Here is a 16459-nt window from a genome sequence, read left to right on the forward strand (position 1 = left end):
CAGTGGCAATGAAGAAAACCCTTCGCTTCGCGGCAGTCGTGTCCAGCCTCGCCGCGTCCGCCGCGCTGCTCGCCGCCGCGCCGGTCGCGGCGCAGGCACTCGGTTCGCAAGGTGCGCAGCTCGCCGACGAAGTCGTCGCGGTCGTCAACAACGACGTGATCACGGGCCGCGAACTCGACCAGCGCGTGGGCCTGATCGCTCGCCGGCTGCAGCAGCAGAACGCGCCGGTGCCGCCGGCCGACCAGTTGCGCGCGCAAGTGCTGAACCAGATGGTGCTCGAACGTATCCAGGTGCAGAAGGCCAAGGACGACGGGATCCGCATCGACGACGCGACCGTGCAGGCCACGCTGCAGCGGCTCGCGCAGGCGAACGGGATGACGCTCGACCAGTACCGCGCGCGTCTCGAGGCGCAGGGCGTGCCCTGGAGCATCTTCACGAACGACGCACGCACCGAACTGATGCTGTCGAAGCTGCGCGAGCGCGAGGTCGACGGCAAGATCACGGTGTCGGACGCCGAAGTCGCGAACTACATCGCGAGCCAGCGCGGGCCGAACGCGTCGCAGCAGCAGGACCTGCGCTTCCAGCACATCTTCATCAAGGCGCCCACCAACGCGCCGCAGGCCGACATCGAAGCCGCGCAGAAGAAGGCCGAGGCGCTGCTGCAGCAGGCGAAGTCGGGCGCCGATTTCGAGCGGCTCGCGAAGAACAACTCCGAAGCGAACGACGCGAAGAAGGGCGGCGATCTCGGCTTCAAGGCGCCGAGCGCGCTGCCGGCCGACGTCGTCGACGCCGCGTCGAAGCTGCGCCCGGGCCAGGTCAACCCGACGCTGATCCGCGTGCCGGACGGCTTCGAGATCGTGCGCCTGGTCGATCGCCGCCAGAGCCAGGGCGCGAGCGCCGCCGCGCCGAAGATCGTGCAGACGCACGTGCGCCACATCCTGCTGCGTGTCGGCGAAGGCAAGTCGGAAGGCCAGGCGCGTCAGCAACTGATCGACATCCGCAACCAGGTCGAGGCCGGCGGCGATTTCGCGAAGTTCGCGCGCACCTACTCGCAGGACGGTTCCGCATCGCAGGGCGGCGACCTCGGCTGGATCAGCCCGGGCGAGACCGTGCCGGAATTCGAGCGCGCGATGAACAACCTGCAGGACGGCCAGATCAGCCAGCCGATTCGTACCGAGTACGGCTACCACCTGATCCAGGTGCTGAACCGCCGCGAGGCGGAAGGGTCGGTGCAGCAGCAGATGGACATCGCGCGTCAGGCGATCGGCCAGCGCAAGGCGGAACAGGCATATGCCGACTGGCTGCGCGAGCTGCGCGATTCGTCGTACGTGCAGTACAAGATCGGCGGCGTCGGCCCGGCGAACTGAGCGAGCATCGGATGACCACGCCCGCGCTGCAGATCGCGATCACGACCGGCGAACCCGCGGGGGTCGGCCCGGAACTGACCGTGCAGGCGCTGCGTGACGCCGCGCAGCGCTGGCCCGACGCGCATTTCACCGTGCTCGGCGATGCAGCGCTGCTCGACGCGCGGGCGGCGGCGGTCGGCGCCGACCCGGCCGCGTGGGCCGGCGGCACGCAGGTGTCGGTCGCGCATCATGCGCTGGCGGTGCCGGCGCAGGCGGGCAAGCTGGACGCGGCGAACGGCCGTTACGTGCTCGGGCTGCTCGATGCGGCGATCGACGGCGCGCTGGCGGGCCGGTACGACGCGATCGTCACCGCGCCGCTGCAGAAGAGCACGATCAATGACGCGGGCGTGCCGTTCACCGGCCATACCGAATACCTGGCCGAACGCACGCATACGCCGCGCGTCGTGATGATGCTGGCGGGCACCGGCGACCGGCCGTTGCGCGTCGCGCTCGCGACCACGCACCTGCCGCTGAAGGACGTATCGGCCGCGCTGACGATCGACGGGCTCGTCGAGACGCTCGCGATCGTCGATCGCGACCTGCGGCGCGACTTCGGTCTCGCCGCGCCGCGCATCCTCGTGACGGGCCTGAACCCGCATGCGGGCGAGAACGGTTATCTCGGCCGCGAGGAGATCGACGTGATCTCGCCGGCGCTGGCCCGCGCGAACGCGCAACGCATCGACGCGCGCGGCCCGTATCCGGCCGACACGCTGTTCCAGCCGCGCCATCTGGCCGATGCCGACTGCGTGCTCGCGATGTTCCATGATCAGGGCCTGCCCGTGCTGAAGTACGCGACGTTCGGCGAGGGCATCAACGTGACGCTCGGGCTGCCGATCATCCGCACGTCGGTCGATCACGGCACCGCGCTCGATCTGGCCGGCACGGGCCGCGCGGATCCGGGCAGCATGATCGCCGCGCTCGATACGGCCGTCACGATGGCGCGCCATCGTCGCGCAGCCTGACGCTGCGACTTACCCCATTCGTCGTATTTTTCGTTTTACTCAGTCGATGTCGAACAGCAGACAGCACCAAGGCCATTTCGCGCGCAAGCGCTTCGGGCAGAACTTCCTCGTCGATCACGGCGTGATCGACTCGATCGTCGCGACGATCGGCCCCGCGCGCGGCCAGCGGATGGTCGAGATCGGCCCCGGGCTCGGCGCGCTGACCGAGCCGCTGATCGAGCGCCTCGCGACGCCCGAGTCGCCGCTGCACGCGGTGGAGCTCGATCGCGACCTGATCGGGCGCCTGCAGCAACGCTTCGGCGCGCTGCTGGAGCTGCACGCGGGCGACGCGCTCGCGTTCGACTTCCGTTCGCTCGCGGCGCCCGGCGACAAGCCGTCGCTGCGGATCGTCGGCAACCTGCCGTACAACATTTCCAGCCCGCTGCTGTTTCACCTGATGACGTTCGCCGATGCGGTCATCGACCAGCATTTCATGCTGCAGAACGAAGTCGTCGAGCGGATGGTCGCGGAGCCGGGCACGAAGGCGTTCTCGCGGCTGTCGGTGATGCTGCAGTACCGCTACGTGATGGAAAAGATGCTCGACGTGCCGCCGGAATCGTTCCAGCCGCCGCCGAAGGTCGATTCGGCGATCGTCCGGATGATCCCGTACGAGCCGCACGAACTGCCGGACGTCGATCCGGTGCTGCTCGGCGAAATCGTCACGGCCGCGTTCTCGCAGCGCCGCAAGATGCTGCGCAATACGCTCGGCGATTATCGCGAGACGATCGATTTCGATGCGCTCGGCTTCGATCTCGCGCGCCGTGCGGAGGACGTGAGCGTGGCCGAATACGTCGGCGTCGCGCAGGCGCTCGCGGCGCGGCGCCAGGCCGGATGACGCGCGTGGCGCAAGCCCGTCGGCCGTATCGAAGAGGCTGCCCGACCGGCAGCTTTTTTATTGCCCGCGCGTCTTGCGCCGGTCGTCACGACCGCCGGCGCGGCGGTGCGTTGACGAGCGCGATGCCGGTCAGCACGAGCGCGGCCGCGGACAGGAAGCGCCAGCCGACCGTTTCGCCGAGCAGCAGCACGCCGAACGCGACGCCGAACAGCGGCGACAGGAACGTGAAGACGGACAGCCGGGACGCGCTGTAGCGCGTCAGCAGCCAGAACCACGACAGGTAGCTGACGAACGCGACGATCACCGACTGGTACGCGAGGCTCGCGATCGCGAGCGGCGTGACCTGCGCGAACGACATCTGCCCGAGCAGCGCGGCGAGCGCGACCAGGACGACCGCCGATACCGCGAGCTGGTAGAACAGCGTTTTGCTTGCGCTCGCCCGCGCGAGCGTCGTCGAACGCACGACGACCGTCGTCGCGGCCCACATCGCGCCGCCGAGGATCCCGAGCGCGTCGCCGGCGAGCCCGGCCAGCACGGACGCGCCGGGCGCGCGCGGCTTCAGGAAGCCGTCGGCGAACGCGAGCGCGATGCCGGCGAATGCGAGGCCGACGCCGGCCCATTGCGTGCGCTGCAGCCGCTCGCCCGGGGCGAACAGGTGCAGGCCGAGCGCGGTGAAGCACGGCGCCGTGTACAGGAAGATCGCCATGTGCGACGCGCTCGTCAGCGTCAACCCGAAGAACACGCAAACGAATTCGCCGGCGAACAGCGCGCCGGCCGCGAGCCCCGCGCCGAACGTGCCGTCCGCCCGAAACAGCGGTGTGCCGCGCGTGCGCGCCCAGCCCCATAGCAGCAGCGCGGCGATCACCGAGCGCAGCCCGGCCTGGAACATCGGCGCGATCGCGGCGTTCGTGCTCTTGATCGCGACTTGCTGGAAACCCCAGATCGCGCACAGCAGCAGCATCAGGCCGACGGCGCGCGTATCGAGTGCGCGGCGCACGGGGGCGGCGGCGAGCGCGGTCATCGGCGCACCTCGCGGAGGCGGTACGGTAGCGGCGCGCTCGGGTGGGCGGCGCGCCCGGCGCGCTCGAATCGGCGGTTTCGCACGGCAGTGGGGCGTACGGAAGAGTAGGTGGTCGCGGTCGGGGCAGGATGCATGCCCGATTTTGGTGCGAAGTGGAAGGATGTTACCCGATCGGCGCGGTGGCCGGCGAGCCGGATCGTACCGTTTTTCGCCGCGGCGCTCGTGCTCGCGAGCGGGCAACCGATGCACCGCGTCGGCCGCGCCCCGGCCAGGTGCATCGGGCCAGGCGCTCGCGGCTAGGTGTCCCCGACCGGACGCCTCCGGCTAGGCGCCCCCGACTAGGCGTCCCCGGCGAAATTCACCCGACTCCGGTAGAATTTCCGGCTCTGGAAAGTCCCCACAGGAGTACAACACATGCGTTTGCTGCATACGATGCTGCGAGTCGGCGATCTCGACCGCTCGATCAAGTTCTACACCGAATTGCTCGGCATGAAGCTGCTGCGTCGCGAGGATTATCCGGAAGGCAAGTTCACGCTCGCGTTCGTCGGCTACGAAGACGAGAGCACGGGCACCGTGATCGAGCTGACCCACAACTGGGAGACGCCGTCCTACGATCTCGGCAACGGCTTCGGCCATCTGGCGGTGGCGGTCGACGATGCGTACGCGGCCTGCGAGAAGATCAAGGCGCAAGGCGGCAAGGTCACGCGCGAGGCGGGCCCGATGAAGCACGGCACGACCGTGATCGCGTTCGTCGAGGATCCGGACGGCTACAAGATCGAGTTCATCCAGAAGAAGTAAGCGCGCGATGAGCGGCGCTGCGGCATGCGATGCCTGCCGCAGCAGCGAAACAGGGCGGCGCGGGGCAACCCGCACCGCCCTGTTTCGTTGGCGGCGAAGCCGTGCGCGTCAAAGCGACGGCAGCAGTTCGGGCGGGTGATGCTTGAGCGTGTGCCGGGCTTCGCGGAACTCGGGGAAGATCGATTCGACGGTCTGCCAGAAGGCCGGGCTGTGGTTCATCTCGCGCAGGTGCGACAGCTCGTGCGCGACGACGTAGTCGATGATCGACATCGGAAAATGGATCAGCCGCCAGTTCAGGCGGATCTTGCCGTCGCTCGAGCAACTGCCCCAACGCGTCGCGGCCGACGACAGCGCGTACATCGAATACGTGACGCCGAGCCTTTCCGCGTAGACCGCGAGGCGCTCGCCGAAGATGCGTTTCGCTTCGCCTTGCAGCCAGCCCTGCACGCGATCCTTGATCTGCTGCATGTCGGCCTGCACGGGCAGCGGCAGCGACAGCCGCAGCGCATCGGCATCGAAGCCGACGGCGCCCGCGCCGAGCGCGATCGTCACCGTCTTGCCGAGATACGGCAGTTGCGCGCCGTCGCGCCAGTCGATCTGCGGCAGCGCGCGCTGCTCGGTGCGTGTCTTCCACTCCGCGAGCTTCGCGAAGATCCAGCGTTGTTTCTCGGCGATCGCCGCTTCGATGTCGGCGAGCGTGACCCAGCGCGGCGCGGTGATCGACAGCCCGCTACCGTCGATCGTGAAGCCGATCGTGCGGCGCGCCGAGCGCTTCAGCCGGTATTCGAGCACGCGACTGTCGAGCGCGAACGTGCGCACGCGTGAGCGATCGCGCACCGGGCCCGGATCGAGCGGCGCGGCGGGCGCGGCCTCGGGCGGCGCCGACGGGGTCGCGGCCGGCCCGTCGAAGAGCGGCAGATCCATCTGGCGATGATCGAGGGCCACGACGGCAGGCCGTGGCCGCGGACGCTGTTTCATCAGTTCGCTTCTTTTTGTCGTACGCAACGGCTGCAATCCGGGGCTTCAGGCGCGCGCGGCATCGCGGGTGCCGGCGTTGCCCGCCGGACGATACGCATCGGGATCGATGCGGCGCATTTCCGCTTCGATCCATGCTTCGACCTGCGAGTTCAATGCATCGGGCGTCTTGCCTTCTACCGGAATCGGCTTGCCGATCGACACGGTGACGACGCCCGGGAATTTCGTAAACGAATTGCGCGGCCACACATGACCTGCATTGTGCGCGATCGGCACGACCGGCGTGCCGGTTTCGATCGCGAAACGCGCGCCGCCCGTCTTGTACTTGCCTTGCTTGCCGACCGGTGTGCGCGTGCCTTCGGGGAACATGATCATCCATGCGCCTTCCGACAGGCGCTTCTTGCCCTGGCGGATCACCGACGCGAACGCGTTCTTGCCTTCCTTGCGGTTGATGTTGACCATGTGCAGCAGCCCGAGCGCCCAGCCGAAGAACGGCACGTACAGCAGCTCGCGCTTGAACACGTAGCAGAGCGGCTTGGGCATCAGCGCCGGAAACGCGAGCGTCTCCCACGCGGACTGGTGCTTCGACAGCAGCACGGCCGGGCCGTCGGGCAGGTTCTCCATCCCTTCGATCCGGTAGCGGATGCCGTTCAGCCAGCGCACGACCCACAGCGTCGACTTGCACCAGCCGGCCGCCATCCAGTAGCGCGCGTCGGGGCGCATGAACGGAAACGCGATGAAGCACGCGGTGGCGTACGGCACCGTGTACAGGATGAAGTAGATCAGCAGCAGCAGGGAGCGGACGAAGCGCATCGGCGTGAGTCTGGCGTTGGGGAGGATGCGCGCGGCAGCCGCATCACTCGTGTTCGTGTGAAAGAAAATCGAGCGCGAAGGCGCGCAGGTCGTCGTGGACTTTCGTGCCGTCCGGCAGATTGCCGGCGGCGAGCGTCTTCTTGCCCTTGCCGGTCAGCACGAGGTGCGGCTGGAAGCCGACCGCGACGCCGGCCTGCAGGTCGCGCAGCGAATCGCCGACGACCGGCGTGTTGGCGGGATCGATCTCGAAGCGCTCGGCGATCATCTGCATCATGCCGGGTTTCGGCTTGCGGCAGTCGCAGCGATCCTCGGCCGTGTGCGGGCAGAAGAACACCGCGTCGATGCGCGCGCCGACCGCGGCCGCCGCGCGATGCATTTTCAGGTGCATCTCGTTGAGCGCGGCCATGTCGAACAGCCCTCGACCGATGCCGGACTGGTTGGTCGCGACGACCACGCGGTAGCCCGCGTGGTTGAGCCGCGCAATCGCCTCGAAGCTGCCGGGCAGCGCGATCCATTCGTCGGGCGTCTTGATGAACGCGTCCGAATCGACGTTGATCACGCCGTCCCGGTCGAGGACGACGAGCTTTCGGTTGGGGCTGATCGGCATCGTGCGGCCCTTATGCGGCGAGCTTCGAGATGTCGGCGACGCAGTTCATCTGCTGGTGCAGCGCGGACAGCAGCGCGAGACGGTTCGCGCGCAGTGCCGGATCTTCCGCGTTGACCATCACGTCGTTGAAGAACGTGTCGACCGGCGCGCGCAGCGCGGCGAGCGCCGACAGCGCGCCCGTGTACGCGCGCGCCTCGAGCTGCGACTGCACGCGCGGCGTGACGGCCGCGAGCTGTTCGTGCAGCGCCTTCTCGGCGGCCTCGACGAGCAGCGTCGACTGCACCGCGCCGTTCGCGACGCCTTCCGACTTCTTCAGGATGTTCGAGATCCGCTTGTTCGCGGCCGCGAGCGCTTCGGCTTCCGCGAGGCGCGTGAATTCGCGCACCGCGTCGAGGCGCGCGACGAGATCGTCGATGCGCGTCGGGTTCAGGCTCAGCACCGCGTCGATTTCGCCGGCCGAATAGCCGCGCTCGCGCAGCAGGCCGCGCAGGCGATCCATGAAGAACGCGAAGATCGCGTCGGTCGATTCGGCGACGCCCGGCACGTCGTTAAAGCGTGCATGGGCCGTGCGCAGCAGCGCCACGAGATCGAGCGGCAGCTGCTTTTCGAGCAGCAGGCGCAGCACGCCGAGCGCGTGGCGGCGCAGCGCGAACGGATCCTTCTCGCCGGTCGGCGCGAGGCCGATGCCCCAGATGCCGACGATCGTCTCGAGCTTGTCGGCGAGCGCGACGGCGGTCGACACGGGCGTGGTCGGCAGCGCATCGCCGGAGAAGCGCGGCTGGTAGTGCTCGGCGCAGGCGAGCGCGACGTCGTCGGCTTCGCCGTCGTGGCGCGCGTAGTACGTGCCCATCGTGCCCTGCAGTTCGGGGAACTCGCCGACCATGTCGGTCAGCAGGTCGGCCTTCGCGAGACGGGCGGCGCGCTTCGCGTGCGCGGTGTCGGCGCCGATCGCCGGGGCGATCTCGCCGGCCAGCGCCTCGAGGCGCTCGACGCGTGCGAGCGCCGAACCGAGCTTGTTGTGATAGACGACGTTCGCGAGCTGCGGCACGCGCTCGGCGAGCGGCTTCTTCTTGTCCTGCTCGAAGAAGAATTTCGCGTCGGCGAGGCGCGGGCGCACGACGCGCTCGTTGCCTTCGATGATCTCGCCCGGCGTCTTCGTCTCGATGTTCGACACGATCAGGAAGCGCGAGCGCAGCTTGCCGCTAACGTCGGTCAGCGCGAAATACTTCTGGTTCGTCTGCATCGTGAGGATCAGGCATTCCTGCGGCACCTGCAGGAATTCGTCCTCGAAACGGCACGGGTAGACCACCGGCCATTCGACCAGCGACGTCACTTCGTCGAGCAGCGATTCGGGCATCACGACCGTGTCGCCGTTCGCGTGTTCGTTCAGCTGCGTGCGGATCGTTTCGCGGCGATCGGCGAAATGCGCGATCACGCGGCCCTTGTCGCGCAGCGTGTCGGCGTACGCGCGCGCATGCTGGATCGCGACGAGACCGTCGGACAGGAAGCGGTGGCCGAGCGTGGTGTCGCCGGCGTCGACGCCGAACGCGGTGACGGGCACGACGCGGTCGTCGTGCAGCACCGTCAGGCGATGCACCGGGCGCACGAACTTCACGTCCGAGCCGTCCGGGCGCTGGTACGTCATGAATTTCGGGATCGGCAGCTTCGCGAGCGCTTCGTCGAGCGCGGCCTGCAGGCCGTCGGCGAGCGTGACGCCGGCCGCCGAATAGTTGATGAAGAACGCTTCGGCCTTGCCGTCCTGCGCGCGCTCGAGATCGGCGATCGACAGGTTCGGGTGGCCGAGCGCCGCGAGCTTCTTCGCGAGCGGGGCCGTCGGCTTGCCTTCGGCGTCGAGCGCGACCGACACGGGCAGGACCTTTTCGCGGACCTGCCGGTCGGGCGCGACGGCGCGCACGTTCTGCACGACGACCGCGAGGCGGCGCGGCGTGGCGTAGCGTTCGAACACGAGTTCGCCTTCGACGAGGTCGCGCGCCGCGAGGCGTTGCGCGAGACCTTCGGCGAATGCGTCGCCGAGGCGCGCGAGGGCCTTCGGCGGCAGCTCTTCGGTCAGCAGTTCGACGAGCAGGGGGGCGGGATGATTATGCGTCATGGTTGGAATGAATCTCGTCTCGTCAGTCCTGATCGATCTTGCGTTCGACCTTGAGCGGCGGCGCCCATGCCGGCTGCGCGGCGTCCTGGGCATCGGTGGTGAGGCCCGGCACGCCCGGCGGGTTGCCGAGCATCGGGAAGCCGAGCTTCTCGCGCGAGTCGTAGTAAGCCTGCGCGACGAGACGCGACAGCGCGCGGATGCGGCCGATGTACGCCGCCCGCTCGGTGACCGAGATCGCGCCGCGCGCGTCGAGCAGGTTGAACGTGTGGCCGGCCTTCAGCACGAGCTCGTACGCGGGCAGCGCGAGCTGCGCGTCGATCATCTTCTTCGCTTCGGCTTCGTAGCTGTTGAAGAACGTGAACAGCAGGTCGACGTTCGCGTGCTCGAAGTTGTAGGTCGACTGCTCGACCTCGTTCTGGTGGTACACGTCGCCGTACGACAGGCGGCGCAGCTCGGGGCCGTTCGGGCCTTGCTCCTCCCACTCGGTCCACACGAGGTCGTACACGTTCTCGACCTTCTGCAGGTACATCGCGAGGCGCTCGAGGCCGTACGTGATCTCGCCCAGCACCGGCTTGCATTCGAGGCCGCCGACTTCCTGGAAATACGTGAACTGCGTGACTTCCATCCCGTTCAGCCACACTTCCCAGCCGAGCCCCCACGCGCCGAGCGTCGGGTTCTCCCAGTCGTCCTCGACGAAGCGCACGTCGTTCTGCTTCAGGTCGAAGCCGAGCGCTTCGAGCGAGCCGAGGTACAGGTCGAGGATGTTTTCGGGCGCCGGCTTGAGCACGACCTGGTACTGGTAGTAGTGCTGCAGGCGGTTCGGGTTTTCGCCGTAGCGGCCGTCCTTCGGGCGGCGCGACGGCTGCACGTACGCGGCGCGCCACGGCTCGGGGCCGACCGCGCGCAGGAACGTGTGGACGTGCGACGTGCCCGCGCCGACTTCCATGTCGATGGGCTGGAGCAGGGCGCAACCCTGCTTGTCCCAGTAGGACTGCAGCGTCAGGATGATTTGCTGAAACGTAAGCATGAAGAGCCTTCGTGGCGCTGGCGCTCCGTTGCGGACGGCGCTCCGGGCGGGCCCGGAGGGTCGGCTCGCGCGGCGGCGCGGCTTGTTAGTGTGCTGAAACGCGTAATTTTACCGGATCGGCGACCGGATGCGGCCGGAAGGCGGATGCGGGCACTGTCGGGCCGTTTCCGGCGGCCTGCGCGTCCACGGCCCGCATGCGCCGCGCGGCCGCGTGCGGACCTTTGCGACGGGCGTGCCGCCGCGCGTCGCGCGGGGGGTAAGATGCGCGTATTGCGGCGCGCGCCATGCGTGCCGCGTCACCGCTTGCCGACGCTCACTGCATGGACGAACCGACCGACATCCTGATTCCGCTGCTTCCGCCGTTCCTCGCGCTGCTCGAGCGCGCCGCCGACGCGCAGGCGCGCGGCGAGCGCCCCGCGCACGATCTGTGGCTCGCCGCCGCCGCCCATCTGCACGCGGTCGATGCGGCGGCGATCGCGCAGCTCACGGCCGCGCTCGCCGCGCGGCAGCGCATGGACGATGCGGTTGCGCTTGCCGAATGCGCGGCGCGTGCGCAGCCGGGCGCGCACGCGTACTTCAACCACGGCTACGCGCTGCAGATGGCCGGCCGTCACGCGGACGCCGTCGCGCCGTACCGCGCGGCGCTCGCGCTCGATGCCGGCCTGCCGTCGCTGCGGAACAACCTCGCGATCGCGCTGCGGCTGTCGGGCGGCGACCGCGCGGACGAGATCGCGCTGCTCGACGCGGCCGTGAAGCACGATCCGCACGACGTGCAGGCGTGGACCAATCTCGTCGTCGCGCGGATCGCGACGCACGATCTGGACGGTGCGCTCGCGTGCGCCGCGCGGCTCGCCGAGCTCGCGCCCGACAACGCGCTCGCGATGAACAACGTCGCGATGGCGATGAAGGAGGCGCAGCGCTGGGACGATGCCGAGCGCCATGCGGCGCGGGCGTGCGAGCTGGCGCCCGACGATGCGTCGTTCCGCTTCAACCTCGCGATCATCCAGCTGGTGCGCGGCAACCACGCGGACGGCTGGCGCGGCCACGAGGCGCGCTGGGACGGCGCGGGCGAGTTGCGCGGCCGCCGGCCGGCGTTGCCGGGCCCGCGCTGGCAGGGCGAGCCGCTCGCCGGCAAGACGCTGCTGGTGTGGGGCGAGCAGGGGCTCGGCGACGTGCTGCAGTTCTGCCGCTTCGTCGCGCCGCTCGCCGAACGCGTGCATCGCGAGGGCGGTCGGCTCGCGTGGAATACGTTCCCGGCGCTCGGCACGCTGATGCAGCGCAGCCTCGGCGCGCACGCGGACACGTTCAGCGCGGGCGGCGGCGTCGACGCGCTGCCGGCATTCGATTACGAAGTGCCGCTGATCGGCCTGCCGCTGATGCTCGGCATGGAGGCAGCGACGCTCGCCGCTTCGGTGCCGTACCTGCGGGCCGAGCCGCACGCATGCGACGCATGGCGTGCGCGGCTCGCGGGCGACGGCCGGCCGAAGGTCGGGCTCGTGTGGACGGGCAGCGCGGGCCATCAGCGCAATCCGTTCCGGCGCGTCGGGCTCGAGCGCTATGCCGACGCGTTTCGCGATATCGACGGCGTCGCGTTCTATTCGCTGCAGCCGGGCGCGGACGCGGATGTCGCCGCCGCGCGCGCGACGGGTTTCGCGATCGAAGACTACACGGCAGAACTGAAGAGCTTCGACGATACGGCGGCGTTCATCGGCGCGCTGGATCTCGTGATCACCGTGTGCACGTCGGTCGCGCACCTGGCCGGCGCGCTCGGCGCGCGTACCTGGGTGCTGCTCGACGTGAATCCGCACTGGCCTTGGCTGCTCGATCGCCGGGACAGCCCGTGGTATCCGACCGCGACGTTGTACCGGCAGCCGACGTTCGGCGCGTGGGCGCCGGTGATGGAAGAAGTGAGCCGCGACCTGCGGCGCGTCGCTGCGCAATGGGAACCATCGGATCGATCGGACCAATCGGACCAGTCGGCCCGGCGGGCCTGACCCGCCGGCCCGTTCGCGGTCACGGGCCGCCGCGCTCGACGGCGGCCCGTTGCGTCATCGCGCTTCGTCGTCGCCGTGGCGTCGGCCGTTGCGCCGGCGCAGCCCCGGCCCGAACGTGAAGCCGAACGCGAGCAGCACGAACGACACCGCGAGCACGATGTTGTTGCCGCTCGTCACGTACGGCGTGAAGCCGCTCGTGCCTTCGATCCGCACGTCGAGCGAGCCGATCGTGAACGGCTTCAACTGACCGAGCACGCGGCCGTGCGCGTCGATCGCGGCCGTCATCCCCGTATTGGTCGAGCGCAGCATCGGCCGGCCCGTTTCGAGCGAGCGCATCCGCGCGATCTGCAGATGCTGGTCGAGCGCGATCGTGTCGCCGAACCACGCGAGATTCGTCACGTTGACGAGCACGCCGGGCGGCTGCGGATTGTCGCGGATCGTCGCGGCGATTTCCTCGCCGAACAAATCCTCGTAGCAGATGTCGGCCATCACCGGCTGGTTGTGCACGAGAAACGGCTTCTGCACGGGTGCGCCGCGCGCGAAGTCGCCGAGCGGCATCTTCATCAGGTTGACGAACCACCGGAAGCCCCACGGAATGAATTCGCCGAAGGGCACGAGGTGATGCTTGTCGTAGTGATAGATGTCGCGCGAGTTCGGCGTCACGCCGTACAGGCTGTTCGTGTAATCGACGTAGCGGCCATCCTCGGTCACCGATGCGCCGACCGCGCCGAACAGCACGGCCGAACCGGTCGTGTCGCTGAACTTGCGGATCGCGACGGCGAACGGTTCGGGCAGTTCCTGGATCATCACCGCGATCGCGGTCTCGGGCGTGACGATCAGGTCGGCCGGCTTCTCGACGATCATCTGCTGGTACATCTTGATCGCCGCGTCGATGCCTTCCTGCTCGAACTTGATGTCCTGCTTCACGTTGCCTTGCAGCAGCCGCACGGTGAGCGGCGCGTTCGCGGGTACGGTCCACGTGACCTGCGACAGCGCGAGGCCGGCCGCGACGAGCGCGACGGCGATGCCGGCCGGCGCGGCGATGCGCACGCGCGCGTTGCCGTTCGATGCGCCGTCGCCGCCGACGCGCAGCGGCGACGGGCGCGCGGCGGCGAGCGCCTGCACGACCAGTGCGGCGAACAGCGCGAGCACCCACGCGATCCCGTACACGCCGACCACCGGCGCAAAGCCCGCGAACGGGCCGTCGACCTGCGGGTAGCCGCTGCCGAGCCACGGAAAGCCGGTGAACACGGTGCCGCGCAGCCATTCGCCGAGCGCCCACGCGCTCGCGAACGCGAATGCGCCGTGCCAGGTCGGCGAAAACGGCCGCGGGTCGGGCTCGCGGCGCTGCCACGCATGGCCCGCGCAGAACGACCACAGCCCGGCCGAGAACGCCGGGTACAGCGACAGGTACAGCGAGAACAGCACGAGTGCGCCGCCCGCGAGCGGCGCGGCCATCTCGCCGTACACGTGCATGCTGATGTAGAGCCACCAGACGCCGCTGATGAAGTTGCCGAAGCCGAACGCGCCGCCGGTGAGCGCGGCGCCGCGCCAGCTCGACGTGCGCGTCAGTTGCGCGAAAAACCAGACGAATACGACGAGCTGCAGCCAGCCGCCGTGCGGCGTGGGTGCAAAGCTGAGCGTATTGGCCGCACCGGCGAGCAGCGCGGCCGGATAGTGCCAGCGCGGCAGCGCGCGGCCGGGCGCCGGCGCGAGAAGGCCGCCAGCCGGGCGGGACGGGATCGGATCGTCCATGTGAAGCGGAAGAGGGCGAGCGGTTGAAGGAAGCGCGGCTGGCGCGGGGCGGTCAGTCTTCGTGCGAGGTTTCGGCGCGACGGCTGGCGAGCGGGTTGCGGCGCACCAGCAGCACATGAACCTGGCGCGCATCGCCGCGCTGGATTTCGAACACGAGGTTGCCGAGCTGCAGCTTCTCGCCGCGGTGCGGCACGCGTCCGAAATGATGGGTGATCAGCCCGCCGATCGTGTCGACTTCGTCGTCGGAGAAATCGGTGCCGAACACCTCGTTGAACTGCTCGATCTCGGTGAGCGCGCGCACGCGGTAGCGGCCGTCCGGCCCCGAGATGATGTTGCCGGCTTCCTCGTCGAAGTCGTACTCGTCCTCGATGTCGCCGACGATCTGTTCGAGCACGTCCTCGATCGTGATCAGGCCCGCGACGCCGCCGTATTCGTCGACGACGATCGCCAGGTGATTGCGGTTCACGCGGAAGTCGTGCAGCAGCACGTTCAGGCGCTTCGATTCCGGAATGAACACGGCCGGGCGCAGCATCCCGCGCACGTCGAACTCTTCCTCGGCGTAGAAGCGCAGCAGATCCTTCGCGAGCAGCACGCCGATCACGTTGTCGCGGTTCTCCTCGTACACGGGATAGCGCGAGTGCGCCTTTTCGAGGACGAACGGGATGAAATCCTCGGGCTTGTCGGCGATGTTGATCGCGTCCATTTGCGCGCGCGGCACCATGATGTCGCGCGCGCACAGATCGGATACCTGGAACACGCCTTCGATCATCGACAGCGAATCGGCGTCGATCAGGTTGCGTTCGTGGGCGTCCTGGAGGATTTCCAGCAACTCGCCGCGGGATTCGGGCTCGGGCGAGATGAAGTCGGTCAGGCGCTCGAGCAGCGAGCGCTTTTCTTGCGGTTTGTCGGTTGGCTTACGACTGGGATACGAATCGTTCATGGTGGTGCGCCCGGGTCATGCCGGGGCGCGCGGTCACGGAGTAGGCAAGGATACACCAAGGGCACGACGCGGCCGTGTCACCCGGCCGCACGGCCAGGACGGGCGGCTCGCGCTGCCCCGCTCGCGGACGGTCGCGCCGGCCGCGCCGGGCGCGCCGGGCGCGGCGGCGTCCTCGGGCTCATCCTATCGCAGAAAGAGCCGGCGGGGCGCGGCGGCCAAAAAACGGCGGCGGGAAGGGCGACGCGGCCCGACGCGGGAAACGGCCGTGACGGCGGCATTCCGCCGCAGACGGGCGCCGCCGGCGCGCGGTTCAGAACCGCATGCCGGCCGAGCAGCCGCCGGCGGCCGCGCCGTTGGTCGCGGCGCCGCCGCAACCGAGTATTCCGCAGCCGGACAGCGCGACGCTCGCGGCGACGAGCAGCGCGGCGATCCTGCAACGTGACCGGCGTGACGGTTTCATCGGCAGTGTCCTCGTGCGAAAGCGTGGGCGGCGCGGTGTCGCATGCACGCGGCAGCCCGGATGTCGGGTCGAATCATCGGCATCGCGCCAGCAACCCTTCCAGCGCGCGGTCGGGGATGCCGCTCGCGCGCAGCGCGTCGACCGTGCGGCTCACGTAGTCGAGCGTCGTGCCGTAGCGGCCGGCCGCGCAGCCGAACACTTCCTTCACGACGGAGTCGGTCAGCTTGCCCGTATAGGTCGGTGCGTCGCGGCGCATCACGAACGCGAGCGCGGTCACGCGTTCGCCGGTCTCGAGCGAGCACGGCAGCCACGCGGGCCGGTACGAGCCCATCGGCATCTCGCGCTTCCACAATGTCTCGAGGTGCGGCTGCGCGGTCGGCCCAGAGAGCCGGAATGCGATGCCCGCGCACGAGCCGCCCCGATCGAGCGCGAGCACGAGGCCCGGCCGTTCGGGGGTGCCGCGGTTCACGCGCGACCACAGGTAGAGTCCGCGGTGATAGCCGTGCACCTTGCCGCGCACGGCGGCGACGGTCGGCAGCCCGGGGTTCCAGATCAGCGAGCCATAGCCGAACAGCCAGAGATCCTGCCGGCCGTCCCAGTCGCGCATCGTATGCGCGAGCGACGCCGCGAGCTCGTCTTCCGTCAGCAGACGGCCTTCGCCGATCGACGGCGGGTAGGCGGGCGGCAGCATCGCGGCGTGACGCATCGGGCGGACGG

General features: G+C 69.2%; 15 protein-coding genes. 5 read left to right on the plus strand and 10 right to left on the minus strand.

Going from position 1 to position 16459, the window contains the following annotated elements:
* Positions 1-8 precede the first annotated feature (8 nt).
* Genes WT53_RS26050 through rsmA form a run of 3 tightly spaced genes read left to right on the plus strand, consistent with a single transcriptional unit; the run spans position 9 to position 3242 of the window.
* Positions 9-1367 carry a peptidylprolyl isomerase gene (locus WT53_RS26050; protein ID WP_034208349.1) on the plus strand — a complete coding sequence of 453 codons (1359 nt, stop codon included), beginning with the start codon at positions 9-11 and terminating at the stop codon, positions 1365-1367.
* Positions 1368-1378: 11 nt separating this feature from the next.
* The gene (gene pdxA / locus WT53_RS26055; RefSeq protein WP_034208348.1) at positions 1379-2368 is read left to right on the plus strand and encodes a 4-hydroxythreonine-4-phosphate dehydrogenase PdxA; all 990 of its coding nucleotides are present in this window, start codon (positions 1379-1381) and stop codon (positions 2366-2368) included.
* A 46-nt stretch (positions 2369-2414) separates the two neighbouring features.
* Entirely contained in the window at positions 2415-3242 is an 828-nt protein-coding gene (gene rsmA, locus WT53_RS26060; protein WP_034208347.1) for a 16S rRNA (adenine(1518)-N(6)/adenine(1519)-N(6))-dimethyltransferase RsmA, read from the plus strand.
* Positions 3243-3327: 85 nt separating this feature from the next.
* On the opposite strand, the gene WT53_RS26065 is transcribed toward rsmA, so the two are convergent.
* Entirely contained in the window at positions 3328-4263 is a 936-nt protein-coding gene (locus WT53_RS26065; protein ID WP_034208346.1) for a DMT family transporter, read from the minus strand.
* 414 nt (positions 4264-4677) lie between these two features.
* Here WT53_RS26065 and gloA point away from each other — a divergent pair, with 414 nt between their 5' ends.
* Positions 4678-5061, plus strand: a complete 384-nt coding sequence (gloA, locus tag WT53_RS26070; RefSeq protein ID WP_006477863.1) for a lactoylglutathione lyase — start codon at positions 4678-4680, stop codon at positions 5059-5061.
* Between the two features lie 108 nt (positions 5062-5169).
* Here the strand turns inward: gloA and WT53_RS26075 are convergent, their stop codons facing one another.
* Genes WT53_RS26075 through glyQ form a run of 5 tightly spaced genes read right to left on the minus strand, consistent with a single transcriptional unit; the run spans position 5170 to position 10593 of the window.
* Entirely contained in the window at positions 5170-6039 is an 870-nt protein-coding gene (locus tag WT53_RS26075; RefSeq protein ID WP_034208345.1) for a M48 family metallopeptidase, read from the minus strand.
* A gap of 45 nt (positions 6040-6084) precedes the next feature.
* On the minus strand, positions 6085-6849 hold the full coding sequence (locus tag WT53_RS26080) for a 1-acyl-sn-glycerol-3-phosphate acyltransferase (protein ID WP_034208344.1): 765 nt from the start codon (positions 6847-6849) through the stop codon (positions 6085-6087).
* Positions 6850-6892: 43 nt separating this feature from the next.
* The gene (gene gmhB / locus WT53_RS26085; protein WP_034208343.1) at positions 6893-7456 is read right to left on the minus strand and encodes a D-glycero-beta-D-manno-heptose 1,7-bisphosphate 7-phosphatase; all 564 of its coding nucleotides are present in this window, start codon (positions 7454-7456) and stop codon (positions 6893-6895) included.
* Between the two features lie 10 nt (positions 7457-7466).
* Positions 7467-9566: a glycine--tRNA ligase subunit beta gene (gene glyS / locus WT53_RS26090; protein ID WP_034208342.1), complete on the minus strand. Its 2100-nt coding sequence runs from the start codon at positions 9564-9566 to the stop codon at positions 7467-7469.
* Positions 9567-9588: 22 nt separating this feature from the next.
* On the minus strand, positions 9589-10593 hold the full coding sequence (glyQ, locus tag WT53_RS26095) for a glycine--tRNA ligase subunit alpha (RefSeq protein ID WP_006477868.1): 1005 nt from the start codon (positions 10591-10593) through the stop codon (positions 9589-9591).
* Positions 10594-10913: 320 nt separating this feature from the next.
* Here glyQ and WT53_RS26100 point away from each other — a divergent pair, with 320 nt between their 5' ends.
* The gene (locus WT53_RS26100; RefSeq protein ID WP_034208341.1) at positions 10914-12587 is read left to right on the plus strand and encodes a hypothetical protein; all 1674 of its coding nucleotides are present in this window, start codon (positions 10914-10916) and stop codon (positions 12585-12587) included.
* 54 nt (positions 12588-12641) lie between these two features.
* Here WT53_RS26100 and lnt read toward each other — a convergent pair whose 3' ends face one another.
* The 4 genes from lnt to WT53_RS26115 form a co-directional block, all read right to left on the minus strand.
* Positions 12642-14342 carry an apolipoprotein N-acyltransferase gene (gene lnt / locus WT53_RS26105; RefSeq protein ID WP_034208340.1) on the minus strand — a complete coding sequence of 567 codons (1701 nt, stop codon included), beginning with the start codon at positions 14340-14342 and terminating at the stop codon, positions 12642-12644.
* Between the two features lie 52 nt (positions 14343-14394).
* Entirely contained in the window at positions 14395-15282 is an 888-nt protein-coding gene (locus WT53_RS26110; protein WP_034208339.1) for an HlyC/CorC family transporter, read from the minus strand.
* A gap of 310 nt (positions 15283-15592) precedes the next feature.
* On the minus strand, positions 15593-15742 hold the full coding sequence (locus WT53_RS33930) for a hypothetical protein (protein ID WP_164728356.1): 150 nt from the start codon (positions 15740-15742) through the stop codon (positions 15593-15595).
* Between the two features lie 73 nt (positions 15743-15815).
* The gene (locus tag WT53_RS26115) at positions 15816-16448 is read right to left on the minus strand and encodes a gamma-glutamylcyclotransferase (protein ID WP_059780529.1); all 633 of its coding nucleotides are present in this window, start codon (positions 16446-16448) and stop codon (positions 15816-15818) included.
* Between the last annotated feature and the right edge of the window lie 11 nt (positions 16449-16459).

The organism is Burkholderia sp. MSMB2157WGS (assembly GCF_001532755.1).
In the GTDB taxonomy this organism is placed as follows: Bacteria; Pseudomonadota; Gammaproteobacteria; order Burkholderiales; family Burkholderiaceae; genus Burkholderia.